We start from the raw sequence: 23817 nt of genomic DNA, 5'->3' as shown, positions 1-23817 counted from the left end.
GATCCGGTGCGGGTCAACCCGATCGAACCGATCCTGGAGTTCGACCGGACGGAAAACCCGTTCCGGCAGGCGGTGCTGAAGGCGCCGATCGAGGCGGTCGACGGTGTCGTTGCCATCCCCGATGCGCCCGGCCTTGGCATCGAGATCGATCGTGACGCGCTCGCCAGGTTCAAGATGCCCGAGACATGAAAGTGTTGTTGACACGCGTGCCGACCAGGGCCATTTCCGAAATTGCCGGGTATGTTCTCCCACATCATCGCGGCGAGACACATGGTTGCTTGTCTGTCCGGCTTAGCGCCAACACACTTCGAGCTAGTCGCCCGCAAGCCCGTCGGCAAGTACCAGGGCCTGTTCGCGCTCGTCGAGGTGCATGAGGCCGCCATCTCGGCTTTGGCGAACCCTTTTCATGTGATCGCGTGGACTGAGACCCAGAGTTCGCTTGAACATGCGTGAGAAGTAGTAGGGGTCGGGATAGCCGACTTCCGCGGCCGCAGAGGAAACCGAAAGCCCTGCTTCGAGAAAGTGCATCGCCCGCTCCATGCGTTTCAGTTCCTGGTACTTGCGCGGCGTGCGCGCCACGCGCTTTTGGAATTCCCGCAGGAAATAATCGCGATTGTAGGGTGATGCCTCAACCGCTTTCGTCGCAATATCCGGGTCGAGCGGGTTGGCGGAGATCATCGTTGCGGCCTTCATGACAGCGAGATCGATCGCGTCTGCCCCCTCGGGCTGGTAGGTGGCATGGTCTCGCCACCCGATGAACGCATCCTCGATGAAAGCGATCAACAGAACCATGAACAGGTGGTGCTGGCCAAGCGTCACGGAAGAGGGCGGCGCGCCTTGACGATAGTGGCGCGCCAACGGCTCAAGCAACCCCCACCGCGCCAGTCTCAACTTCGGCACCAAATCCATCTGCTCGACCAGGTTGTGGCGGCCGTAAATATCAAGGGTGAAATGCTGGGCGAGGCCAAGATACGTCTCCGGTCCCTCGCTCCATCCGATGAAGCGCTGGCCGCGCGAAATCAGCATGGCATCACCCCGCTCCATCACGCGTGGCTCGCCGTCGACCAGATAGTGGCCGCGCCCTTCAAGGCAGATGACGAGGTCGTCGACCGGGTTCGACTTGTCGATGCGCCAAGTCTGCGAATGCTCCATCCGGATAGCAGCGCGGGTCAGATTAAGCGTCAGCGCCGCCGGTGGAATAGCTGAGAGAATTCCACCTTCAATTTCGTCCATCTTTTTCCTCGCCTTTGTGAATTCATTCTGTGACAAAAATACGTGAATGTCATCGCAGAAATGCATGCACGCACCGCATCGAACTGGGAGGAGATCGGTCAGCGGACGGGAAGGAGGCTACAGCCTGCGCCTGTCTGCGCCGTTCCGGGAGCGTAATTTGTACGAAACCGTATCTAAAATGGCCGCTCTGCAGTGCCGTCCGGGAGGGGCGGCATGAAAGGGCATCGTCTTTTAGGGCTTGGCTATCTGGCGCCCTACATTATCGGCCTCTTGATCTTCACGGCCATTCCGTTCATCGGCTCATTCTATCTCAGCTTCACGAGCTACGACTTGATGAGCGAGCCGCGCTGGACAGGTGTCGCCAACTACGAGCGGCTGTTTACCCGCGACCGGACTTTCATCAAGTCGCTGAACGTAACGCTGCTTTACGTGTTCATTACCGTGCCTTTGAAGCTCGCCTTTGCGCTCTTCATCGCTGCAATTCTAAATCACAGGTTGAAATTCATCGGTCTTTTTCGAACGGCGTTCTATGTGCCTTCAATCCTTGGGGGGTCGATCGCGATTGCCGTTTTGTGGCGTTATGTCTTCGCTTCGCAGGGCCTTGCGAACATGGCGCTTTCGACCCTTGGTATCGCGCCCGTCGATTGGTTCGGCGATCCCGTGAATGCGCTTTTCACCATCACGCTGCTGCGCTGCTGGCAGTTCGGCTCGGCCATGGTGATCTTTCTTGCCGCCCTTCAATCGATCGACAAGTCACTTTATGAAGCGGCCGCCATCGACGGCGCCGGCAAAGTGCGCACCTTCTTCTGGATCACCCTACCGCTGCTAACGCCGGTTATTTTCTTCAACTTGATCATGCAGATGGTTCAGGCGTTCCAGGAGTTTAACGGCCCTTACATCATCACCCAGGGCGGTCCACTCAAGGCGACCTATCTGCTGCCGCTCTACATTTATGACGAGGCTTTCAAGAAGTTCAACATGGGCTACGCCTCGTCTATCGCCTGGGTGCTCTTCGCCATCATCACTGTGCTGACCCTTGTTGCCTTCTGGTCCTCCAAGAAGTGGGTCTATTACGCCGGCGACAAGAGGAGCTGACGAGATGACCGAGTTTCAAGCTCTCAACGATCGCGTGGCTGCACGCAGGGCAAGGGTCCGCCTGATCTCCACGGCGGTTCGCTATGCGCTTCTGTTTTCCGTTGGGTTCGTCATGCTCTACCCGCTGATCTGGCTGGTAGGCGCGAGTTTCAAGACCAATTCGGAGATCTTTTCTGGTGCTGGTTTCATGCCGGCAAATCCGACGGCTGACGGCTATGTAAAGGGCTGGCAGACGTCGACGCCCTATACTTTCGGCCGGTTCTTCTGGAATTCCTTCCTGATCATTCTGCCGAAGGTCATCGGTACGGCGATCTCATGCACGATGGCGGCCTACGCCTTCGCAAGGTTCGACTTTCCGCTGAAGAAGATCCTCTTCGGTTCGGTCATTGCCATCCTGCTTCTGCCAAATGTTGTAACCCGTATTCCGCAGTATATTCTCTTTCGCGATCTCGGCTGGCTCGACACGTTCCTGCCGCTCTGGGTACCTTCCGCCTTTGCGGGCGATGCCTTCTTCGTCTTCATGCTGGTGCAGTTCCTGCGCTCGCTTCCGGCGGATATGGAAGAGGCCGCTCGTGTTGACGGCGCAAACAGTCTCCAGACGCTGGTCTACATCGTCGTGCCGATGCTCGCGCCGGCGCTGATCTCTGTCTGCCTGTTTCAGTTCATGTGGACCATGAACGACTTCCTGGGACCGCTGATTTACCTGTCATCGGTCGACAAATATCCCGTGAGCCTCGCGCTCAAACTTTCCATCGACACCACCGAAGCCTTCGAATGGAACCGCATTCTCGCAATGTCGGTGCTGACGATCACGCCTGCCTTGGTCGTCTTCTTCGCTGCGCAACGGTACTTCATTGAAGGGATCTCCTCTGGGGGAGTCAAAGGCTGAACATGGCTAAGGTCCAATTGAAGAACCTCGAAAAGGTCTATGGCAACGCATTCAAGGCCGTGCACGGGATCAATCTCGATATCGAGGATGGCGAGTTCATGGTCTTCGTCGGTCCCTCTGGCTGCGCCAAGTCCACCACATTGCGCATGGTCGCGGGGCTCGAGGAGATTTCGGGAGGCGAGGTCGTAATCGGCGACCAGCGGGTTAACGACCTGCCGCCCGGCAAACGCTCCATCGCAATGGTGTTCCAGAACTATGCACTCTACCCGCACATGAAAGTGCGCGGCAATCTGGCCTTCGGGTTGAAGATTGCCGGCAAGCCGAAGGCGGAGATCGACGCGGCTATCGCTCACGTAGCCAAGATCCTTGAAATCGAGCCGTTGCTCGATCGGTTGCCGAAGCAGCTCTCCGGCGGCCAGGCCCAGCGCGTGGCGCTTGGGCGTGCATTGATCAAGAAGCCCGGCGTCTTCCTGTTCGACGAGCCGCTGTCCAACCTCGACGCCAAGCTGCGTGCCTCGATGCGTGTCCGCATCACCGACCTGCACCGCCAGCTCAAGGCCGAAGGCTTATCCTCAACGGTCATTTACGTGACACACGACCAGACCGAGGCGATGACGATGGGCGACCGCATCTGCGTCATGCAGGCGGGCCACATCATGCAGGTTGCCGCGCCGAAGGAGCTCTACAATCGCCCGGCGAACCTTTTTGTCGCTGGCTTCATCGGCAGCCCCGAGATGAACCTTGTCGATGCCGAACTTGTCGACGGGCATCTTTCGATCGGGACCCAGCGCCTGCCGCTCGGCTCCAACCTTCAAGCAAGGCTCTCGGCGAGGCCGGCAGAGGCGGTGCTCGGCATGCGCCCGCAGCACCTCTCACTCGCCACCGACGGCCCTGCGTTCACAGCGAAACTCACGAATGCCGAGTTCATGGGCCATGAAGTCTACCTTCACGCCGATCTCGAGGGTCGAAAGCTGGTGAGTGTAGTGGGCGCCGCCGAATTCGAGGCTCTTGGCCGCTCCGATCTGATCCGGCTGCGCCCGGACCCCAGAAAGCTTCATGTTTTCGACAAGACCGATGGCCGCAACGTGTCGCTTTGAGGAGGCGATGCGTCGTTCAATTTCAAGGAGGAGAAACCAATGAGAATGACAGTAAAGATCGCTGCGCTCGCCAGCGTTGCATATGGCGCTCTCGCGCTCGCCACGGCAGCGCACGCCGCTGAGCTACGCATGGCGTGGTGGGGCGGCGAGAGCCGCCACGTTGCCACCCAGAAGGCGATCGCAGCTTGCGGTGAAAAATATGGCCATACCGTCAAAGGCGAGTTCACTGGTTTTGACGGCTACCTCGAAAAGTTAACGACCCAAATGGCCGGCAAGACCGAGGCCGATATCGTGCAGGTCAATTGGCCGTGGCTGCCGCTGTTTTCGAAAAATGGTGACGGTTTTGCGGACCTGCGGACGCTCCAGGCGATCGATCTTTCCAACTGGAGCGAAGCCGATCTCGCGGCGGGCTCAATGAACGGCGTCTTGCAGGGGCTTTCCGTCTCGACCACCGGCCGCGTCTTCTTCTTCAATGCCACGACCTTCGAGAAGGCCGGGGTGCCTATCCCGAAAACCTGGGAAGAGTTCTTCGCTACGACGGCAACTATTAAGGAGAAGCTTGGCAAGGACTATTACACCTTCAACGCCGTCAAGGAGACCGCGCAACTTCTAACGACATTGGCCGTCGTCCAGAAGACCGGAAAGGATCTCGTCGATCCTGAGACCAACCGTGTCGCCTGGACACCTGAGGAGCTGGCTGAAGGCATTTCCTTCCTCGGCAAGCTGGTCGAGACCGGCGCCATTCGCTCCCAGAAGGAAGAGGCCGCCGACGGCAACGTCAATCTGTTCGAGAAACCCTCTTGGGCCGAGGGGAAGGTCGCCGGTTCCTATGAATGGGATTCGACCTATTCCAAGTATGCCGATCCGTTGAAGGACGGTCAGGTGTTGACGCCCGTGCCGATGCTCAAGCTTGCTGATGCGGTAACGGACGGCGTCTATCGCAAGCCCTCCATGGTGTTCTCGATCTCGAAGAATTCGAAGGACCCAGCGGCTGCGGCGCAAATCGTCAACTGCCTGTTGAACGAGCCGGAGGGGATCGATGCACTCGGTACCTCTCGCGGCCTGCCGGCGTCGAAGGCCGCTGCCACTCGCCTTGGTGAAAAGGGCGAGCCCGAGGTGCGCGCCGCCAATGCCATTGTGCTGGCCGCCGGCGGGCCGACGGTTTCGCCGTTCAATGAACACCCAGAGATCCGCGCCGCCTTCATCGATACGCTCGAGGAATACGCCTACGGGCAGCTCGATGCCAAGGAGGCGGCAGAACAGATCATCGATACGGTGAACGACGTTCTCGCCAAGTTTGACTGATCGCTGAGACTGCCCGCCGTTGCTTGTCGCGGCGGGCGTCCCTGCGCCCTGCGGGAAGCCTACACGAGAGAGATTATGACCCGACCATCCATCATCGCGCTGTCGGCGCGAACGGCGGCGCTTTGCCTGTCGGCACGCGGAGCGCTATACCACCTGCCGGCGACAGCGAAGTGGCGCCTTTCCTCGTCCGACGGGGACAATCAGATGCGGCAGGGAGAGACCTCCCTTGCTGTGCCTCTGCTGCACGAGCTTCAACCTCGCACACGTTACCGCTTCGAAGCGGAAGGGTTTGAAGCGGTCGAGTTTGACACCCCGTCCTGCGCGGGGCTCGTCGACGCTGCCGAGTTTGGTCTTGTCCTTGATGTTCTTCCCGAGGATTTCGACGGTGCCCGCCGGAATGCGGCTGCTTTGAGAGAGGCCGTTGCTGCGGTTCCGGTGGGCGGTACGTTGAGGGTGCCGGCTGGGGTCTGGACGGCATTTCCGGTCAAACTCAAGAGCCACATGACTTTCCACCTTTCCCAAGGGGCGGTCTTGCGAGCGCCGTCGGTGCGGCGCGGATGGCCCATCCTGCCCGCCCGTGACGCGTCCGGCCGGATGTTGGGGAGCTGGGAAGGCCTTCCGGCCGACTGTTTCGCAGCTCCGCTCCATGCCGTTGGCGTGAAAGAGTTGACAATCGAGGGGCAGGGCACGCTCGACGGTTCCGGTGATAGGGGCGACTGGTGGACCTGGCCGAAAGAAACGCGTGACGGTGCACGCCGCCCGCGCGGCCTTCATCTCGTTTCCTGCTCAAATGTGCAGCTCCTTGGCTTTGCCATCCGCAATGCGCCCTCCTGGACGATCCACCCGCAGGGCTGCAGGCAATTGACGGCGGCAGGACTATTCATTTCCGCTCCGTTCGACAGCCCAAATACCGATGGCTTCAATCCTGAAAGTTGTCGCGACGTGACAATCACCGGCGTGCGCTTTTCCGTCGGGGATGATTGCATCGCCGTGAAGGCCGGCAAACGCGGCCCAAATGGTGAGGATGACCATCTGAGCGAAACGCGTGGCGTGCGGGTGAGCCACTGCTTGATGGAGCGTGGCCACGGGGGGCTCGTCATTGGTTCGGAAATGTCTGGTGGCGTGCACGACGTTTCGATCGAGAATTGCGCCATGGTCGGTACAGATCGCGGCCTGCGCCTTAAGACGCGGCGCGGGCGTGGTGGAGCGATCACCGATATCGCTATGCGCAGCGTTCTTATGGACGGCGTCGAGACCGCGCTTTCTGCCAACGCACACTACCATTGCGATGCCGACGGCCACGACGCCTGGGTGCAATCCCGCCAGCCGGCTCCAGTCGATGTGGGCACGCCTGTCATCGACGGCGTCACGATCGAGGATGTCGAGATCCGGAAGTTGGCCCATGTCGCCGGTACCTTCCTTGGCCTGCCGGAGGCCCCAATCCGCAACATCAAAATTCGTCGGCTCAAGATCGTCTCCTTCAACTACGAGGCCACAGCCGCTCCTCCTGTCATGGCCGACGGGATCCGACCGATGCGGCATGAAACGATCGTCTCGGAACAAGCGGACGTCGATTGCGACGAGCCGGCGCTCCTGAGCACCGCCGCGATATCAACGCACTTCGAGTGAGAGATCCCATGAACCCGACCGACTATTTCGACCAGTTCGCGCATCGCTACAGTCCCTACAAGGGCGGGAGCTGGTGTTACGAAGACGGCTGCCTCTACCGAGGCCTTCAGCTGCTGTTTCAGGCGACGGGCGAGAAACGTTGGATGGACCATCTTCACCGGCTGGCCGATCGGCAAATCGGGCCCGATGGCTCACTCCTCGGCTACGATCCCACAGAATACAATATCGACCACATTCTCGCCGGACGATCGCTCTTTGCCTTGGCCAGGGATACCGGCGACGCCCGCTATCTCGCGGCGGCAGAACATCTGGCTGGTCAACTCGAAAGCCATCCGCGCATCCCCCAGGGCAACTACTGGCACAAGAAGCGCTACCCACACCAGGTCTGGCTCGATGGGCTCTATATGGGCCTGCCGTTTCAAATCGAATATGCGCTGGCCACGGATAGGCCGGCGCTTGTTACTGACGCCCTTCGGCAATTTTCGACGGCGCTTTCGCTAACGGCGACCCCGGCCGGCCTCTATGTTCATGGTTACGACGACAGTCGAAAACAACTGTGGTCCGATCCGGAGACAGGCAAATCGCCTGCCGTGTGGGCACGCGCTGTTGGCTGGCTGGCGATGGCGCTCGTGGATGCGCTGGCGCTTCTACCTGATGACGAAATCTCCGGTCCTCATCGGCTGAGGGCACGCCAGCTTTTGGGGGAACTCATGGCGCGGCAGACATCGTCTGGCCTCTGGATGCAGGTGCTTGACGCACCAAACCTCGAAGGCAACTACGAGGAAAGCTCGGCCTCCGCCATGTTTGCCTATGCGCTGATCCGCGCCGCACGCCTTGGGCTCGTCGAACCTGATCGAGCGTCAGAGACAATCGCGGCCGGCCGCCGCGCACTCGACGCTCTGCTCTCTATGCGGCTCATTGCCGACGCCCAGGGCATAACCAGGCTGACGACGATCGTCTGCGTTGCAGGTCTCGGAGGCTTCGAAGGCACGTACAGGGACGGTACGCCCGGCTACTACCTCGCAGAACGGCTGGTGAGCGACGATCCCAAGGGCGTCGGTCCGCTGATGATGGCCTTCGCCGAAAGTGTCAGCAAACGTGTCGATCAGTCGCTCTCACCCGGGACGAGCGTCATGGGCCAGAGGAACCGCGCAGATCTCACCGGGTAAATGTCGGCAAAAGCCGGCATCGTACCAAGCAGGGATTCGGCAAGTGCTATGCCAAGATCGCGTAGGGACAGGCTGAAAGCCGTCAATCGGGGCGACAGGAATTGCGAATGCGGACTTTGACGACCGATGATCGCCATGTCCCGTCCGGGCTTTATGCTGGCTTCCACCAGTCCGCGATAAAGGCCGACAGTGATTGCTTCGTTGATGAGCACAATCGCCGTCGGACGGGTCTCAAGCGCACTCAGTTCCCGGGCGATTTGATACCCTCCCGCTTCGTTCGGGGTTGAGCGGAACACATGACGCTCGTCGAGGTGAAGCCCATGTCGGGCCAGGGTCGCGCGGCACTGATCTTCAAACACATAGCCCAGGTTCATGTCGTCATGCGGCCGCGTGATCGCTATTTGCTTGTGGCCGTGCGCAACCAGCCGATCGATCGATGCCTCAGCCATGCCCTCGAAATCCAGATCAAGCCAGGGTTGACCGACATCTGTCAGGCTACGTCCGAGCGTGATGAACGGGATCTTGCGTTTGGACAACAGCTCGAAGCGGGCATCGTGTCGCCTTGTTGCCGAAAGGATGATGCCGTCGGCAAAACCGCGCGCGACAACGCGCTTCAAGTAGTCGTTCGGGTCCTCCTCAGAGGAGCAGAGCAGGGCGACGAGGTCGAGCTTGTGACGAGCAAAGACGGTCTGGACACCGTCGAAGACGCTCATGAAGAATGTGTCACCCTGGCCGGTGATTTCGGAGCCGGTCTGCATCATGAAGCCGATGACGCCGGTCGCGCCCTTGCGGAGCGCACGGCCCGATTGGTTGGCGACATAACCAAGGGACTCGGCTGCTTCGAGCACCCTTTTTCTGGTCTCTTCGTTGACGTCGGGCTTACCGTTCAGCGCCCGGGATACTGTCCCGATCGAGATATCGAGGTGTTCGGCAAGCTCGCGAATCCCCTTCATTTTTCCGCGTTCCTCCCCAGACCCGCGACTGGTCATTTTCACACCTCTTGACATAAAAAACCTTTGCCGCATAGTATCGTAAACGTTTACGGAAGCCAATTGAGGAGTTGCTGCTTCCGTTTCTTGGAGGAAATCACGTGCGATACAGGGCCGTTTTGTGCGGGTGCGGAGCTATGGCCAAAGGCTGGCTGAGGGCGCTGACGGAGAGCGAACTTCTTCGCGTGAAAGTCGAGATTGTTGGCCTCGTCGATCTCGACCAGGCGACTGCTGAGGCGCTCGCTACCGAATTTAACCTTGGCGGCATCGTTATCGGAACGGACCTGCCGACCGTGCTTCGCGAGAGCCGCGCAGATCTTTTGTTCGACATCGTCGTTCCGGCCGCACGTCGTGCGGTGGTGGCCGCCGGACTTGCGCATGGTTGCCACGTTTTGAGTGAGAAGCCCATGGCCGCCTCGCTCGGCGAGGCACGCGAATTGCGTCGACTTGCTGCAGCGGCCTCGCGGATCCATGCGATCGTTCAAAACCGTCGCTTCATCAGCGGTGTTCGGCGCATACGTCGCCTCATCGAGTCGCTCGTTCTCGGTGAGCTGACGGCGTTGCATTGCGACTTCTTCCTCGGCCCGCATTTCGGAGGATTTCGCGAGCAGATGGACAATGTCTTGCTGCTCGACATGGCCATCCACACCTTCGATGCAGCGCGCTTCATGTCGGGCAAGGACCCGCTCGCGGTCTATTGCCACGAATACAATCCCAAGGGCTCCTGGTATCGCCATGGCGCGGCCGCCAATGCGATCTTCGAGTTCTCCGACAATGTCGCCTTCACCTATCGCGGTTCCTGGTGCGCTGAGGGTGCCAACACCAGTTGGGAGAGCGCGTGGCGCATCACCGGTTCGAAGGGCACCTTGCTTTGGGATGGCGGCGATCGCTTTGACGCCAAAGTCGTTACGGGTCAGGAGGGCTTCATGCGCACCGTTGAACCGGTTGCGGTGCCCGATACCGAAGATCTCGCCGATACGAACGGGCATGCCAGCGTGATCGAGAATTTCATCCGCGCGATCGACGCGGGAGCTGTGCCGGAAACCGACGGCAGCGACAACATCAAGAGCCTTGCCATGGTCTTCGGCGCGATCGACAGCGCGCGGGATGGCAAACGCGTCACCATTGCAGCCTAGGGAGCCTATTTTGATCAACCCAAGCAAATCCATCCGTATTGGCACGATGATCTCTGCCACGAAGGGCGGTGCCGACAGGCGTATCGCCCAGATCGCGGGCATGGGCTTCGAGAGTTTCGAGCCCTTCTTCTGGCAAACGACGAATGGCCAGGACCTCGCCGACCTCGGCAGGCGTTGCGTGGCGGCGGTCGGCGATCGTGACATCACCATCTCCACGATCGGCATGTTCGGCAATCCGTTGGAGACGACCGCGATCGACGAAGAGACCTTGCAGGGCTGGCGAGACTGCATCGACAATGCCCACCACTTCGGCGCGACCTGCGTTGCCGGGTTCACCGGCCGCCTTCGCGGCAAGCCTTTGACCGACAGCCTGCCGCGTTACAGGAAAATCTGGTCCGAGCTGTCGAAACGTGCCGCCGACAAGGGCGTGAGGATTGCATTCGAGAACTGTGCCATGGACGGCAACTGGCATACCGGCGATTGGAACATCGCGCATAATCCGGATGCCTGGGAACTGATCTTCAACGAGACGCCAGACGACCACATCGGGCTCGAATGGGAGCCATGCCATCAAATGGTCTATCTGATCGATCCGCTGCCGCAGATCCGCAAATGGGCAAGCAAGATCTTCCACGTGCACGGCAAGGACGCGACCATCCGCTGGGACGTCATCCGTGAACACGGGATCTTCGGCAAAGAGAAATTCGTCTTCATGCGTACGCCCGGCTTTGGCGACACGAACTGGACCGACGTGATCTCCGAACTTCGGCTGGCTGGTTGGTCCGGCTCGATCGATATCGAAGGCTGGCATGACCCGGTCTATCGCGATGATCTGGAGATGACCGGCCAGGTTCACGGCCTGAATTACCTTAAAACGTGCCGGGGCGGCGACTTCGTCATCGATCCGGTCTGAGACGTGCATGTTGGCCGGCATGGAGGATGCCGGCTCGGGGAAAATCAAAGGAGGAGAAAATGGCTATCCGCGGATCCGCAATCCTGGGCGCGCTCGCCCTTGCAGGTGTCTCTCTATTCGGCCTCACCGCCAAGGCGGAGGATGTCACGATCAGCGTCTGGTCGCTCGATCGCGATATTCAACCCGCACCGAACTTGATTTCGGACTTCAACAAGCTGAACACTGGCATCAAGGTGGAGTACCGCCAGATCCAGTTTGACGACGTCGTCAGCGAGGCGATGCGCGCCTATTCGACCGGGCAGGCACCCGACATCATCGCTATCGACAATCCTGAGCATGCGCTTTTTTCGTCGCGCGGCGCGTTCCTCGATCTCACCGATATGATCGCCAAGTCGACGGTGGTCAAGACGTCGACCTATTTCCCTGGCCCGCTCGCCTCCACCATGTGGGATGGCAAGAATTACGGTCTTCCCAAGGCCACGAACACGATTGCGCTCTACTACAACAAGGACATGTTCAAGACGAAGGGCCTCGATCCTTCCAAGCCGCCGCAAACCTGGGACGAACTCGTCGATGCGGCTCGCAAGCTGACGGACCCTGCGGCCAACGTTTATGGGATCGCGTTTTCAGCTAAGGCGAACGAGGAGGGGACCTTCCAGTTTCTCCCCTGGGCCCAAATGGCCGGTGGTGGCTACGAGCACATCAATTCGGATGGCGCCGTCAAGGCGCTCGACATCTGGAAGACCATCATTACGGAGAAGCTGGCGTCGCCGGACACGCTCACCCGCGGACAGTGGGATTCGACCGGTACCTTCAACTCCGGCAACGCCGCCATGGTCATCTCCGGTCCGTGGGAGCTCGACCGGATGGTCAAGGAGGCGAAGTTCGACTGGGGTGTCGCTCTGTTGCCCGTGCCTGAGCTCGGTGCGGAGCGTTCATCGGCCATGGGCGATTTCAACTGGGCGATATTCTCCAACACGCAACACCCTGCCGAAGCGTTCAAGGTGCTCGAGTACTTCGTCTCGCAGGACGATCGCATGTTCAAGGACTTCGGCCAGCTTCCCGCCCGTTCCGACATCGCTATTCCGGAGACTGGCGTGCCGCTCAAGGACGCGGCCCTTAAGGTCTTCAATGAGCAGTTGAAATACGCAAAGCCGCGCGGCCCGCACCCGGAATGGCCGAAGATCTCAAAGGCAATCCAGGATGCAATCCAGGCAGCGTTGACGGGACAGATGAGCTCGAAGGAAGCACTCGACCAGGCTGCTGAAAAGATAAAGGCAGTCCTGGGCTAAAGTCTTGGCCAAGGCGGCCAAGAGGCATCCCGCCTGAACCGGAGAGCCGGGCCGCCTTCCGCAAGCGCTCGATCGCATTGAGGCGCTGGGACGGAAACCCGCAAAAACCATGCCGGCTATGCCGGCGTGGTTCTGGTTGTCTAGTTTGCAGGCCAAGCTGCGTCAGCCCAAATGCGCTGAGGCCTTGGCGGCGGAGGAGCTCATGAAACGCCTTCTATCCAGCATCATCGACGGCCGCGGCTTCGATATCGGCCTCGTGAGCCTGCCGCTCGCCTTCCTGCTAACCCTGTCCGGCCTGCCACTGCTCTACAACATCGCCATGAGCTTCCAGGAGGTGGACATGTTCAGCCTCGGCAGCTTCTGGCGCCCGTTCGTCGGTCTCAGGAACTACCGCGATCTCTTTGCCCAGCCGGAAACCTGGCCGATCCTGGCCAATACCGCGACTTTCGTCGTCGCCTCGATCGCCGGTCAGTTCCTCGTCGGCTTTGGACTGGCGCTGTTCTTTTGGACAAATTTTCCAGGCGCCTCGTGGGTGCGGGGTCTGTTTCTGGTTTCCTGGGTGATGCCTGGCCTCGTGGTTGGCGCGATCTGGAATTGGATCCTGTCGGGCGATTTTGGCGTGCTCAACTTCATGCTGCGGGAAACAGGCCTCATCGACAGCAATATCTTCTGGCGCTCGGATCCCGGTTACTCGCTCTGGGCCGTCATCATCGCGAATATCTGGCTCGGTACCTCCTTCAACATGATCCTGATGTCCGTCGGTCTGTCGGCCATTCCGCGGGACCTTTATGAGGCGTCCGAATTGGATGGTGCCAATGTCTGGCAACGCTTCTGGACGATCACGCTGCCGATGATGCGCTCGTCCATAGGGGCCATCATCGCGCTCGGGCTCATTTTCACGCTGCAGCAGTTCGATCTTTTTGCCTCGATCACCTCCGGAGGGCCGAACAATGCCTCCAACGTCACGCAATACTGGGCCTGGGATCTGTCTTTCCGGCAGTACGATTTCGCCAAGGGCGCGACGATCTCGGTGATCATGATCGTCTTTGTGATGATCGCTTCTGTCGTCTACGTGCGTTCGACACGGCATGAGGTGCGCGGATGAGCAACGTATCCCGGGATCGCCTGCTTCTCGCAATCGCGATCATTCTCGCCGGCCTTTATCTGTTCCCACTCTACTGGATGTACATCACCACGATCAAATCGGGGTCGGAGATGTTTGCCACTCCGCCGACCTTCTGGCCGAGCGATCCCCAGTGGCAAATCTTCGGCAACGTGTGGCAGAGCCGGAACATGGGCCGGTACATATGGAACTCCTTGGTCATCGCCTGCGGAGCGGTCAGCGTCATCACCGTGCTTGGTGTTGGCTGCGCCTACGTGCTGGCGCGCTATCGCAACATCTGGATCGATATCGGGCTCTTCCTCATCCTCATGTTGCAGGTCCTTCCGGCGTCGCTGATGGTGACGCCGATTTTCGTGGGCTTTTCGCAAGTTGGGTTGCTCAACTATCCGCGGCTTGCCGTCATCCTGGCGATTGCGGCCAAGAGCATGCCGTTCTTCGTCGTCCTGGTGCGCGCGACCTTCATGAGCGTGCCACAGGAACTGGAGGAAGCAGCCCTTGTCGACGGCAACTCCAGGGTCGGCGCATTCTTCAATATCGTCCTGCCGCTCGCACGCAACGGCATCCTCGTCAGTGCGATCCTGATTTTCATGCAGGCCTTTGGCGAGTTCGTCTATTCGAAATCGATGATCCAGGCCGTCGAGCTGCAACCGGCAAGCGTGGGGTTGAACTCCTTCATGGGGCCAAACACCAATGAATGGAACAATATCATGGCCTACGCGGCGATCTACGTGACGCCGATCCTCGCCATTTTCGTCCTCCTGCAACGCCGCATCGTCTCTGGTCTTACCTCGGGAGCGCTCAAATGAATGCCCAGATCGAACTAAGGAACGTCAACAAGTATTATGGTGCCTACCATGCGCTGAAGGACATCGAGCTTTCGATCCGCAAAGGCAGCTTTACAGCTCTCGTCGGTCCGTCAGGTTGCGGGAAGTCGACGTTGTTGCGGTCTCTGGCGGGCCTGGAGAGCATATCGTCCGGTACGCTCAAGATCGCTGGCGAGGTGATGAATGCAGTGCCGCCGCGCAAGCGCGATGTGGCGATGGTGTTCCAGTCCTACGCGCTCTATCCGCACATGACGGTTGAGGAAAACCTGACTTATAGCCTACGCATCAGGGGCGTTGCCAAGGCCGAACGCAAGAAGGCGGCACATGAAGTTGCCGCCGTCACCGGGCTCACGCATCTCCTGGCGCGCTACCCGCGCGAGCTTTCCGGGGGTCAGCGGCAACGCGTAGCGATGAGCCGGGCGATTATCCGGCACCCAAAGGCGTTCCTGTTCGACGAGCCGCTCTCCAATCTTGATGCCGCACTTCGCGTTCATATGCGCAAAGAAATCCGCGCGCTGCACGATCGGCTGGGCGCCACGTCGGTCTATGTCACGCACGATCAGGTGGAAGCGATGACAATGGCGGACCATGTCGTCATCATGCGTGACGGCGTCATCGAACAACAGGGCAGTCCGCTTGAGCTTTATGACCGGCCGGCTAACAAGTTCGTGGCCGGCTTCATTGGATCTCCTGCCATGAATTTCCTGCCCGCGGTCGGCGGTCCGGACGGACGCTCGATCATCCTCGATGTCGGTACCAAACAAACGATCGCCCTTAACCGGACGGTGCAGCCAGGACAGGCCTTGAGCGTCGGCTTGCGTCCGGAGCATATCGAACTTGCGGCAGCCGATGAGGGCATTCTCTCAGCACCAGTGGCAATGATCGAATCGACCGGTGCGACGTGCTTTCTGACAATGGCAACCACGCCCGAGCTGTCGGTGGTCTTCAATGGCCGATCGGTCGCAAGAGCAGGCGACCGGGTCGGACTGAGCTTTGCTCCCGGCAGCATGCATCTTTTCGATGCCGATACCCAGCGCCGCCTTGCCGATTGAAGCCCGAACTATCCAGGCGCGCACCGCCAAAAAAGGAGCCTGCCGACGCCTCGGCTGCGCGTTCCCGGCCAACTCGTCGGTTCTCAGCGGTGGCTCGACCCGCTTCGAGGATCATGCTTTCCCGATCTGAGCGACACGGAGATTATTCGTGCTGCCTTCAGTCGCGAACGGGAATCCGCTGACGATGACAGTTTGAAGGTCCGTCCGACGCCGGTGAGGAACAACGATTTGAGCGTTTCGGGCGAATTTGAAGCCGGCCCGACCGTCGCAACGATCTTGGCCTTGCGGTTGCTGCGTGGGAGCATGATTTCTATCCGATCAGGATTGCGCGTATGTCATTGACGTTTGTGAGTGTTGGCCCGGTGACGACAAGGTCGCCAATCGCCTTGAATGCGGTGTAGCTGTCATGTTGTGAAAGCGCGGTGCGCGGAGCAATGCCGACTTGCTGCAGACGGGTAAGGGTGTCAGGAGTGACGAAAGCACCCGCAGCGTCCTCGAGACCGTCGATACCGTCTGTGTCTCCGGCAATTGCCCAGATCGAATTTGCACCACTCAAGCCAATCGCAAGGCTCAGCAGGAATTCGGTGTTGCGGCCGCCACGTCCGGTCGAGCCTTTCGGCAAGGACACGGACGTTTCTCCGCCCGACAGGAGCACGGCTGGTCCCGCAACCGGTAAGCCCTTGTCGCGCGCGGAGAGCGCGATGCCGGCAAAGACTGTACCGACTTCTCTCGCTTCTCCCTCAAGCGCATCGCCAAGGATCAAGGGGCGGATCCCGTGAGATTGCGCAACTTGTGCCGCCGCATGCAGGGCTGTGGACGGTGAGGCTATCAGCCGCGTTTCTGCGTTAATCGGGGCGCTCGCCGCCGCGGAGCCGCCACCGTCGAGAACGGCGATCGCTTCCGGTGGAAGAGCGAGTTTGTAGCGCGCGACGATTTCGCGAGCCTCGACAACGCCCGTCTCGTTGGAGACAGTGGGTCCCGAGGCAATTTCGGAAGAGTTGTCGCCCGGCACGTCGGAGATCACGAGCGTGACGACCCTTGCAGGATATGCTGCCTGCGCGAGCCGTCCGCCTTTTATGTTTGAAAGCTGCTTTCGAACGGTGTTCATCTCCGAGATCGTCGCACCGCTGGCAAGCAGCATCCGGTTGACCTCCTTCTTGTCAGCCAACGTCATGTTGCCGGCTGGAGCAACCAGCAAAGCGGAACCGCCGCCTGAAATCAGGGCAATGACCAGATCGTCCGGCCCAAGGTCGCGGACCTTCTCAAGGATACGTGTCGCCGCCTCAACGCTCATCGCGTCGGGGGCCGGATGGGCCGCTTCGACGATTTCGATGCGCCCGGCAGGAACTGCATGGCCATACCTCGTCACGACTAGTCCGGAAAGTTCAACGTCGCTCCATGCGGCGTCGAGTGCCGCCGCCATCGCAGCCGAAGCCTTTCCGGCTCCGATCACGATGCAGCGGCCCTTGGGCGGATCGGGCAGGTGGTTTGACACCACTCTAACCGGATCCGCGCTGGTGACCGCTGCGTCGAACATTTGACGCAGCGCATCGCGGGCGGATGTATCGCTAAAGGTCATTCGGCAGCAACGAGGATGTTTGAGCCGGCGATCGCCTCGCAAACGGCATCGGTCACCTGCTGTGTGGTGGCGGTGCCGCCGACATCAGGGGTGAGGATGCCTGCCTCGGTGACGCGTTCGACAGCCGTCATCAGTCTTGTCGCAGCGTCTTTTTCTCCGAGATGTTCGAGCATCTGGGCGGCCGTCCAGAAGGTGGCGATGGGGTTGGCGATGCCCTTGCCGGTGATGTCGAAAGCTGAGCCGTGAATCGGCTCGAACATTGATGGGAAGCGACGCTCCGGGTCGATATTGGCAGTCGGTGCGACGCCGAGGGAACCAGCAAGGGCGCCGGCGAGATCCGACAGGATGTCGGCATGCAGGTTGGTCGCTACAATGGTGTCAAGACTTTCCGGCCTCAGGGTCATGCGCACCGTCATCGCGTCGACTAGCATCTTGTCCCAGGTCACATCCGGGAATTCCTTCGAAACTTCGGCAGCGATCTCGTCCCACATGACCATGCCATGCCGCTGCGCGTTCGACTTGGTGACGACGGTCAAGAGCTTGCGCGGCCGCGACTGGGCGAGTTTGAAGGCGTAGCGCATAATGCGGGTAACGCCGACGCGTGTGAAGATGGCAACCTCGGTGCCAACTTCCTCCGGCAGCCCCTTGTGGGCGCGACCGCCGTGGCCCGAGTATTCGCCTTCGGAATTTTCTCGAACGATGACCCAGTCCAGGTCGCCTGGCCCGCAGTTGCGCAGCGGCGGAGTAATTCCTGGGAGTATCTTGGTCGGTCGGACGTTGGCATACTGGTCAAAGCCCTGGCAGATTGGAAGACGCAGGCCCCAGAGCGTGATGTGATCGGGGACATCCGGCGCACCAACCGCACCAAAGTAGATTGCGTCGAACTTCTTGAGTGTCTCCAAACCATCGGCCGGCATCATGACGCCATGTTTTTTGTAGTAATCCGAGCCCCAGTCAAAGGTTTCGGAGTGGATCTTGAAGTCGCCGCTACGCTTCTCCAGCGCCTCAAGGACCTGAAGACCCGCTGCGATCACTTCCGGGCCAATTCCGTCGGCCGGTATCGCTGCAATTTTGTATTCGCGCATTGTTGTTCTCCAATCTGGATTTCAATGTTGAATGGAAGCCGTCCGAGTGGCCTCGCGGGAGGCCCCGCGAGCAAGGATCAGAGTGACCACTGCCGAAATCACGAGCAGTGCCGCGACGAAGTAGAGACCACCGGCAAAACTCCCTGTCGTGTCCTTGATCCAGCCGATCATCGAGGGGCCGACGAAGCCGCCGAGGTTGCCCAATGAATTGATGGTGGCGATACCAGCGGCTGCGGCCGGGCCTGAGAGGAACATCGTCGGCATGCTCCACAGCGGCGGCTTGGAGGCGCTGATCCCGATGTTCACAAGCGTCAGGGCGATCATCACGGCAAACACAGTCGTCGCACCGGTTGCAAAGACAAGGCCCGCGGCAGCCAGCAGACAGGCACCGACAACGTGCCAAGTGCGTTCGCCGGTCCTGTCGGAATGGCGTGCCCAGACAATCATGCCGATCACAGCAAAAACAGCTGGAATGGAATTGATCAAACCAACGTGGAAAGACGAAAGGCCAAAGCTCTTGATGATCTGTGGTGCCCAGATTCCGAGCGTGTAGAGACCTGCTGACGTGCCAAAGTAGATGAGCGAAAGTGCAAGGACCCTTACATCAGCGAGCCCTGCCCAGATGCCGTGGCTTGCCTTCACCTTGCCGGCCTGTTCCTGCTCCATGGTCTTCACAAGCCAAGCACGCTCGTCGTCGGTAAGCCACTTTGCCTTTTCCGGTCGGTCCGTCAGGAAAAACAATACGACGACACCGAAGATTACCGCCGGAACAGCTTCGATGATGAACATCCACTGCCAGCCGGCCAGGCCCCAGATGCCATGCATCTCGAGAAGGGCGCCAGAAATAGGCGACCCGATGGCTGTTGCAAGCGGAGCAGCTGCCATAAACATCGCGGTGACAGCCGCTCGGCGACGCGCAGGAAACCAATAGCTCAGATAAAGAATGATGCCTGGGAAGAACCCAGCTTCGGCCACGCCCAGCAAGAAGCGCAGGGTGTAGAAGCTCGTCGTGCCTTGGACCAGCGCCATCGCGCCCGATACCAGGCCCCAAGTAATCATCACCCGGGCAATCCAGATGCGGGCGCCGACTTTGTGGAGAATGAGGTTCGACGGCACCTCGAAAAGAAAGTAGCCGAGAAAAAAGATGCCCGCGCCCACGCCCAAGACGGTCGATGAAAATCCAAGGTCCTGGTTCATCGTCAAAGACGCGAAGCCGATGTTCACGCGATCGATGAACGCGATCAGGTAGAGAACCATGATGAATGGCACGATGCGCCATGTGATTTTGCGCAATACGCGCGTCTCCCGGTCGCTCGTCAAAACAAGCTCCTCCCTATGTTCGAACCCGGCGCGTCCTCTCGCGCTTGTCGAGAAGGTTAGTTTCTCCCTTCCTGCGCATGAAGGTTCATGCAATTATATAATTTATTGATATAATGGAGGGCGTGGGGGTGGAACTCGAACAGCTCAGGTGTTTTGTCGCGGTCGCCGAAGAACTGCACTTTGGAAGAGCTGCCCAGAAGACGGGCATGCTGCCTGCTTCGCTCGGCCGGCACATCCGGTTACTGGAAGAATCTTTGCGAACGCAGTTGTTGAGTAGAACAACCCGAAGCGTGAGCCTGACCGATGACGGCGTGTCGCTTTTGCAAGAAGTGCGGCCGCTCCTGGGGCGGCTTGACGAAGTTGCCGAAAAATTTCGTGCAGCCCGACACAGGCCGTCCGCCATACTGCGCATCGGCGCGATCGATAGTGCTGCCGCCGGTCTCTTACCGTTGCTCTTGCAGGATTTTCGGGAGGCGGCGCCTGATGTCATCACCCAGATCATTGAAGACAAGTCTGTCCGGCTTATTCCGAAACTGCTGGCCGGGCGCCTCGACCTTGTTTTGATCCGTCCTCGCGATGGGATCAGCCGCACTCTGAATGTGCAGTTGCTGTTTCATGAAACGGCAGTTGTTGCGGTACCAATGGGGAGTGCTCTTGCTGGACGGTCTGAAATTACCGTCCAGGATCTGGCGGAAGAGCCATTGATCGTGCCAGAACGCCGCTCGCGACCGCACAGTCATGACCTCACAATGGGATTGTTCGCGGACTTTGACATGCGTCCCCGCGTCGCACAAATAGCCGATGAAAAGCAGACGATAATCAATCTGGTTGCCGCCGGAATCGGGTCCGCCATCGTTCCACGCTGGACCTCGAAACTTGCTGTGTCAGGTGTGAGCTACATCCCGCTCGCTCATCCATCGGGATCGCCGATGCATCGACTACCCCTCTCAGCCGCCTGGATGAAAGCGGTGCGAGATCCGTTGCGCGACACGATGCTCGCGTTGTTGCAGCACAATGTCGCGCGATACGCGGAATTTGCGTGAACGCCACGAGCCGTAAAAGGCTGTCACGATCGCGATCCTCGGCCTGACGCTGCGCGGGGGGCCTTAGCCGGTCCACCGCATGGGTAGTTCTCAGCAGCAGTTTGTTCACGACGACGTGCGGCGCGCCCTGAGCTCACATGTTGCGCTCTGAATGCGCAATGAGTGCATCGGTGTTCGCTAAAAGTCGCCTTACGGCGTTACGGGCCGCGTTCGGGCGTTGAAGCCGAATGCTTTTCTCGATGTTCTCATGGAGCCTAAGGGCATGGACGAGGGTGCTGTCGTTCCGGGTTACCAGCAGGAAAAGGTGGTTGAGTGCGGATTCGATCAACGTCCCGAGCGGAATGAGGAGGTCATTTCCGGAAGCGCGCAGGATCGCGAGGTGGAACCGCGTGTCAGCTTGGGTGCGAGCCTGCAGCGTTGTCGCTTGCCCCACGTCTCTCAGCGCCTCGCTGATTTCGGCCATCTGTTCTTCGCTGCGGCGGATCGTTGCAAGGGCGGTGGCTTCCGGTTCGATGATGTGACGAAATTCCTGTACGGTCTTGAGGAACTGGATCCGATCCGGCGAGTGTGCGTACCAACTCAGGACGTCGCGGTCGAGCAGGTTCCAACGCTCCTTCGGCTCCACCCAACTGCCGATTTTTGGACGCGATGCGAGTAGCCCCTTGGCCATCAATATCTTGATCGCCTCCCTGACAGCGGTTCGGCTTACATTGAAGATTTCCGTCCACTGGGCCTCGTTCGGCAGGATCGTTCCCGGAGGATAGTCGCCACGCACGATCCTGAGCCCGATATCTTCGGCAAGCGACATATGAACGCTCGGCCCTGACATGCGCGGCGCGTCGAGCCGTCGGGTCGCACGCGCCGCCTCCGCGGTACCCGAGCCTGCGGAGAGTTTTTCTGGTCGCTGTTCAGCCATTCATCTTTTCTCGTATCTCGAACCCTCTAGCCACGCATTGCATCACCTGCCGCCAACATAGGTCCGCCAGCTGTGTTGCGGCTGAAAACCGAGCATCGCGCGCGCCTTCCGGTTCGACAGAAGTGTCTCGTATTCGCCAAGCTGTCCTTTGACCGGTACGCCCCGATAGAACCGGTCGATCAGCTCTTGCGTCGGAAGGTCTGAAGACGTCTCGTCGTTCGCTGCATTGAAGATCTGGAACCCGAGACCATCCGTGTCGATGGCCCTGAGGGTGATCTGGCCGAGGTCCCGCGCGTCGATGTAGCTCCAGGCGATGCGCTTTCGAAATCCAGGATCGGCAAACCAGCCTGGGAAAAGGTGGTATTCGTTGGGCTCGATCACATTTCCAATGCGCAATGCATAGATGTCGGCTCCGCTTCTGAGCGCAAAGGCGCGCGCGGTCCTTTCGTTCACCACCTTGGAGAGCGCGTAGCTGTCCATCGGATCGACGTCATAGTCCTCATCGAGCGGAAAATAGGTCGGGTTTCGTGGCTCATTGGCGAAGACGAGACCGTAGGTCGTTTCGCTGGATGCGAGGACGATCTTGCGGATGCCAAGTTTCGTCGCGGCCTCAATGACATTGTAGGTGCCCATCACATTGATGCGAAAGAGTTCATTGTCAGGCGCGATCAGGATGCGCGGGATCGCCGCGAAATGAACAACGGCATCGATCGGTTGCGGCGCAAGCGACGGGTCGAATTCGTGCAGGCCGGTGTAGCTCGACAGTGCATTGAACACTTGGCCGCTGTCGGTAATGTCGGTGATCAGCGTGCGTACTTTCGGGTTATCGAGGGGCTTCGTGTCGAGGTTGAGCACCTGATGGCCCTGCTCGAGGAGGTATTGCACGACATGGCGACCAGCCTTGCCGCTACCTCCGGTGAAGATGATCCGCTTGGTCATTGCGCTCTCCGTGCTTTGCAAAATTGGGGAATGGTCTTGTCGATGATAGTTCGCCGAAGGGAACTTCCAAGCGGGGTCGTTGCAAGGAGTCGCGGCCGGCCGTCAAGCGTGCTGACCGCGCTCGCTGCTCATGGGGCGGAGGCGCCGGAGGCCGTCAAAGGGCGCTCCGGCCACCGTTCCTATTTCTGGATGCAGGTATCGGCCGTATCCTTGGTGCATTCATCGAGACCGGTAAATACCGGATCGTCTACCGGCTTGCCGGCGATCAGGTCGAGCATGACCGATGGCGCCTTGTAGCCCATTTCGAAGGGTCGTTGGCCGACAAGTGCGGTCACGAGACCCTCCTTGGCGATCGCCACTTCCTCTCCGATCGTATCGGCCGCGCCGATGACGAATTCATTCTTCGCAATCTTGTCTGCCATTGGCTTGAACAGATCGCGATAGGGTTGCGGCGCACCGAACAGTGGCCAACCACCCATGATGCCGAAGGCGTCGAGATCGGGATTGGCCGCAAGAATGTCCGTCATCGCCTGCACGCCTTTGGCGCCGTCGTCATTGGTAAAGACCGGGCAGCCAGCAACCTCGGTCCAGCCACCTTCACCCTTTAGCTCGGCCAGCCCGTCCTTGCCGGTCAGCACGTCACGCATCCCTTGAGCACGGCGCAGGATGTTATCAGCGCCAGGGTTCCCTTCGATCGTGCAGATCTTGCCGCCGTTCGGTTTTGCCTTCTTGATGTAGTCCGCGATCCGCGCGCCCATCGTATAGTTGTCGGTACCAAGATAGGTCTTTCGCAGGCCCGCATCTTCCTTGGCAAGGTCGGCGTCAAGCGTCATGACCGGGACTGTCGGGTTTGCCGACTTCAACGTCTGGGCGATCAGCTTGGCGTTGGAAGGCGAAATGGCGATCGCAGCCGTGCTGGGCTTGCCGAGCATGTCCTGGACGATCTGCGCTTCTCCTGCTTCGTCGGAAGTCGACGCCGGGCCGGTATAGAAGCATTCATATTCCGAGCTTGTGTTTTCCTTGTTCCACTTCTGGCAACCCTGATTGATCGCCTCGAAGAAGGGATTGTCGAGACCCTTGACGACGATGACGAGCTGCTTTTTCGTCTGGGCGCCGGCGGGGCCGGCGGCCAGCGCCAGCGCTGCGACTGCGAGCACCAATGCTTTCCTCATTTTATCCTCCCGTTGAA

Annotated in this window: 22 protein-coding genes; 14 read left to right on the top strand and 8 right to left on the bottom strand. The window is 59.6% G+C overall.

Annotation, left to right across the window (positions count from 1 at the left end; translation table 11 throughout):
- The coding region (locus ASD63_RS19305; protein ID WP_348272617.1) for an enolase C-terminal domain-like protein at positions 1 to 189 on the top strand (189 nt) is incomplete at its 5' end.
- Positions 190 to 312: 123 nt separating this feature from the next.
- Here ASD63_RS19305 and ASD63_RS19300 read toward each other — a convergent pair.
- Positions 313 to 1233 (bottom strand): AraC family transcriptional regulator, encoded by a 921-nt coding sequence (locus ASD63_RS19300; protein ID WP_060529761.1) that lies wholly within the window; start codon positions 1231 to 1233, stop codon positions 313 to 315.
- Between the two features lie 213 nt (positions 1234 to 1446).
- Here ASD63_RS19300 and ASD63_RS19295 point away from each other — a divergent pair, with 213 nt between their 5' ends.
- The 6 genes from ASD63_RS19295 to ASD63_RS19270 all read left to right on the top strand — a co-directional run bounded on the left by ASD63_RS19295 (position 1447) and on the right by ASD63_RS19270 (position 8417).
- The gene (locus ASD63_RS19295; RefSeq protein ID WP_034798656.1) at positions 1447 to 2328 is read left to right on the top strand and encodes a sugar ABC transporter permease; all 882 of its coding nucleotides are present in this window, start codon (positions 1447 to 1449) and stop codon (positions 2326 to 2328) included.
- 4 nt (positions 2329 to 2332) lie between these two features.
- Complete coding sequence (locus ASD63_RS19290; RefSeq protein WP_060529760.1) at positions 2333 to 3217, top strand: carbohydrate ABC transporter permease; 885 nt, start codon at positions 2333 to 2335, stop codon at positions 3215 to 3217.
- A gap of 2 nt (positions 3218 to 3219) precedes the next feature.
- Positions 3220 to 4314 (top strand): sn-glycerol-3-phosphate ABC transporter ATP-binding protein UgpC, encoded by a 1095-nt coding sequence (ugpC, locus tag ASD63_RS19285; RefSeq protein WP_034798661.1) that lies wholly within the window; start codon positions 3220 to 3222, stop codon positions 4312 to 4314.
- Between the two features lie 39 nt (positions 4315 to 4353).
- Entirely contained in the window at positions 4354 to 5619 is a 1266-nt protein-coding gene (locus tag ASD63_RS19280) for an ABC transporter substrate-binding protein (protein WP_060529759.1), read from the top strand.
- A 75-nt stretch (positions 5620 to 5694) separates the two neighbouring features.
- Entirely contained in the window at positions 5695 to 7248 is a 1554-nt protein-coding gene (locus ASD63_RS19275) for a glycoside hydrolase family 28 protein (RefSeq protein ID WP_060529758.1), read from the top strand.
- 8 nt (positions 7249 to 7256) lie between these two features.
- A complete protein-coding gene (locus ASD63_RS19270) occupies positions 7257 to 8417 on the top strand; it encodes a glycoside hydrolase family 88 protein (protein WP_051659455.1) in 1161 nt (386 codons plus the stop codon).
- Here the strand turns inward: ASD63_RS19270 and ASD63_RS19265 are convergent.
- Positions 8354 to 9370 (bottom strand): LacI family DNA-binding transcriptional regulator, encoded by a 1017-nt coding sequence (locus ASD63_RS19265; RefSeq protein WP_060516773.1) that lies wholly within the window; start codon positions 9368 to 9370, stop codon positions 8354 to 8356. The two genes, ASD63_RS19270 and ASD63_RS19265, sit on opposite strands and share 64 nt — an antisense overlap.
- 137 nt (positions 9371 to 9507) lie before the next feature.
- Between ASD63_RS19265 and ASD63_RS19260 the strand changes: the two genes are divergently transcribed.
- The 6 genes from ASD63_RS19260 (at position 9508) to ASD63_RS19235 (ending at position 15746) form a co-directional block, all read left to right on the top strand.
- Positions 9508 to 10542 carry a Gfo/Idh/MocA family oxidoreductase gene (locus ASD63_RS19260; protein ID WP_082566432.1) on the top strand — a complete coding sequence of 345 codons (1035 nt, stop codon included), beginning with the start codon at positions 9508 to 9510 and terminating at the stop codon, positions 10540 to 10542.
- 10 nt (positions 10543 to 10552) lie between these two features.
- Positions 10553 to 11455 carry a sugar phosphate isomerase/epimerase gene (locus ASD63_RS19255; protein ID WP_060529757.1) on the top strand — a complete coding sequence of 301 codons (903 nt, stop codon included), beginning with the start codon at positions 10553 to 10555 and terminating at the stop codon, positions 11453 to 11455.
- Between the two features lie 59 nt (positions 11456 to 11514).
- Positions 11515 to 12747 carry a sugar ABC transporter substrate-binding protein gene (locus tag ASD63_RS19250; protein ID WP_034798675.1) on the top strand — a complete coding sequence of 411 codons (1233 nt, stop codon included), beginning with the start codon at positions 11515 to 11517 and terminating at the stop codon, positions 12745 to 12747.
- Between the two features lie 202 nt (positions 12748 to 12949).
- Positions 12950 to 13852: a sugar ABC transporter permease gene (locus tag ASD63_RS19245; RefSeq protein WP_060529756.1), complete on the top strand. Its 903-nt coding sequence runs from the start codon at positions 12950 to 12952 to the stop codon at positions 13850 to 13852.
- Positions 13849 to 14676, top strand: coding sequence for a carbohydrate ABC transporter permease (locus tag ASD63_RS19240; RefSeq protein ID WP_034798680.1), 828 nt, complete (start codon positions 13849 to 13851; stop codon positions 14674 to 14676). The genes ASD63_RS19245 and ASD63_RS19240 overlap by 4 nt, the downstream gene beginning before the upstream one ends.
- A complete protein-coding gene (locus tag ASD63_RS19235) occupies positions 14673 to 15746 on the top strand; it encodes an ABC transporter ATP-binding protein (protein ID WP_034798682.1) in 1074 nt (357 codons plus the stop codon). Before ASD63_RS19240 ends, ASD63_RS19235 begins: the two co-directional genes overlap by 4 nt.
- 310 nt (positions 15747 to 16056) lie before the next feature.
- Here the strand turns inward: ASD63_RS19235 and ASD63_RS19230 are convergent, their stop codons facing one another.
- Genes ASD63_RS19230 through ASD63_RS19220 form a run of 3 tightly spaced genes read right to left on the bottom strand, consistent with a single transcriptional unit; the run spans position 16057 to position 19730 of the window.
- A complete protein-coding gene (locus ASD63_RS19230) occupies positions 16057 to 17325 on the bottom strand; it encodes a glycerate kinase (protein ID WP_060529755.1) in 1269 nt (422 codons plus the stop codon).
- The gene (locus ASD63_RS19225; RefSeq protein WP_034798686.1) at positions 17322 to 18410 is read right to left on the bottom strand and encodes a tartrate dehydrogenase; all 1089 of its coding nucleotides are present in this window, start codon (positions 18408 to 18410) and stop codon (positions 17322 to 17324) included. The genes ASD63_RS19230 and ASD63_RS19225 overlap by 4 nt, the downstream gene beginning before the upstream one ends.
- Before the next feature lie 21 nt (positions 18411 to 18431).
- Positions 18432 to 19730 carry an MFS transporter gene (locus tag ASD63_RS19220; RefSeq protein WP_060529754.1) on the bottom strand — a complete coding sequence of 433 codons (1299 nt, stop codon included), beginning with the start codon at positions 19728 to 19730 and terminating at the stop codon, positions 18432 to 18434.
- A gap of 128 nt (positions 19731 to 19858) precedes the next feature.
- On the opposite strand from ASD63_RS19220, the gene ASD63_RS19215 reads away from it, so the two are divergent.
- Complete coding sequence (locus ASD63_RS19215; protein ID WP_034798776.1) at positions 19859 to 20773, top strand: LysR family transcriptional regulator; 915 nt, start codon at positions 19859 to 19861, stop codon at positions 20771 to 20773.
- 133 nt (positions 20774 to 20906) lie between these two features.
- On the opposite strand, the gene ASD63_RS19210 is transcribed toward ASD63_RS19215, so the two are convergent.
- From ASD63_RS19210 to ASD63_RS19200, 3 genes are all read right to left on the bottom strand, one after another.
- On the bottom strand, positions 20907 to 21602 hold the full coding sequence (locus ASD63_RS19210) for a FadR/GntR family transcriptional regulator (protein WP_244497266.1): 696 nt from the start codon (positions 21600 to 21602) through the stop codon (positions 20907 to 20909).
- A 129-nt stretch (positions 21603 to 21731) separates the two neighbouring features.
- The gene (locus ASD63_RS19205) at positions 21732 to 22628 is read right to left on the bottom strand and encodes an NAD(P)-dependent oxidoreductase (protein WP_034798693.1); all 897 of its coding nucleotides are present in this window, start codon (positions 22626 to 22628) and stop codon (positions 21732 to 21734) included.
- A gap of 179 nt (positions 22629 to 22807) precedes the next feature.
- Positions 22808 to 23800, bottom strand: coding sequence for a sugar-binding protein (locus ASD63_RS19200; protein WP_060516756.1), 993 nt, complete (start codon positions 23798 to 23800; stop codon positions 22808 to 22810).
- Positions 23801 to 23817 lie beyond the last annotated feature (17 nt).

Origin of the sequence: Ensifer sp. Root558 (assembly GCF_001427045.1) — a bacterium.
Classification (GTDB): domain Bacteria; phylum Pseudomonadota; class Alphaproteobacteria; order Rhizobiales; family Rhizobiaceae; genus Ensifer; species Ensifer adhaerens.
The sequence above is the reverse complement of the archived record's forward strand: the minus strand, read 5'-3'. Positions and strand labels throughout refer to the sequence as shown.

What these genes read in the sequence shown, in the direction of transcription:
- ASD63_RS19240 (WP_034798680.1), top strand. Translation starts at nt 13,849, where the DNA reads ATGAGCAACGTATCCCGGGATCGCCTGCTTCTCGCAATCGCGATCATT.
- ASD63_RS19280 (WP_060529759.1), top strand. Translation starts at nt 4,354, where the DNA reads ATGAGAATGACAGTAAAGATCGCTGCGCTCGCCAGCGTTGCATATGGC.
- ASD63_RS19245 (WP_060529756.1), top strand. Translation starts at nt 12,950, where the DNA reads ATGAAACGCCTTCTATCCAGCATCATCGACGGCCGCGGCTTCGATATC.
- ASD63_RS19265 (WP_060516773.1), bottom strand. Translation starts at nt 9,370, where the DNA reads ATGAAGGGGATTCGCGAGCTTGCCGAACACCTCGATATCTCGATCGGG.
- ASD63_RS19200 (WP_060516756.1), bottom strand. Translation starts at nt 23,800, where the DNA reads ATGAGGAAAGCATTGGTGCTCGCAGTCGCAGCGCTGGCGCTGGCCGCC.
- ASD63_RS19235 (WP_034798682.1), top strand. Translation starts at nt 14,673, where the DNA reads ATGAATGCCCAGATCGAACTAAGGAACGTCAACAAGTATTATGGTGCC.
- ASD63_RS19210 (WP_244497266.1), bottom strand. Translation starts at nt 21,602, where the DNA reads ATGTCAGGGCCGAGCGTTCATATGTCGCTTGCCGAAGATATCGGGCTC.
- ASD63_RS19225 (WP_034798686.1), bottom strand. Translation starts at nt 18,410, where the DNA reads ATGCGCGAATACAAAATTGCAGCGATACCGGCCGACGGAATTGGCCCG.
- ASD63_RS19250 (WP_034798675.1), top strand. Translation starts at nt 11,515, where the DNA reads ATGGCTATCCGCGGATCCGCAATCCTGGGCGCGCTCGCCCTTGCAGGT.
- ugpC (WP_034798661.1), top strand. Translation starts at nt 3,220, where the DNA reads ATGGCTAAGGTCCAATTGAAGAACCTCGAAAAGGTCTATGGCAACGCA.
- ASD63_RS19230 (WP_060529755.1), bottom strand. Translation starts at nt 17,325, where the DNA reads ATGACCTTTAGCGATACATCCGCCCGCGATGCGCTGCGTCAAATGTTC.
- ASD63_RS19270 (WP_051659455.1), top strand. Translation starts at nt 7,257, where the DNA reads ATGAACCCGACCGACTATTTCGACCAGTTCGCGCATCGCTACAGTCCC.
- ASD63_RS19290 (WP_060529760.1), top strand. Translation starts at nt 2,333, where the DNA reads ATGACCGAGTTTCAAGCTCTCAACGATCGCGTGGCTGCACGCAGGGCA.
- ASD63_RS19275 (WP_060529758.1), top strand. Translation starts at nt 5,695, where the DNA reads ATGACCCGACCATCCATCATCGCGCTGTCGGCGCGAACGGCGGCGCTT.
- ASD63_RS19295 (WP_034798656.1), top strand. Translation starts at nt 1,447, where the DNA reads ATGAAAGGGCATCGTCTTTTAGGGCTTGGCTATCTGGCGCCCTACATT.
- ASD63_RS19205 (WP_034798693.1), bottom strand. Translation starts at nt 22,628, where the DNA reads ATGACCAAGCGGATCATCTTCACCGGAGGTAGCGGCAAGGCTGGTCGC.
- ASD63_RS19300 (WP_060529761.1), bottom strand. Translation starts at nt 1,233, where the DNA reads ATGGACGAAATTGAAGGTGGAATTCTCTCAGCTATTCCACCGGCGGCG.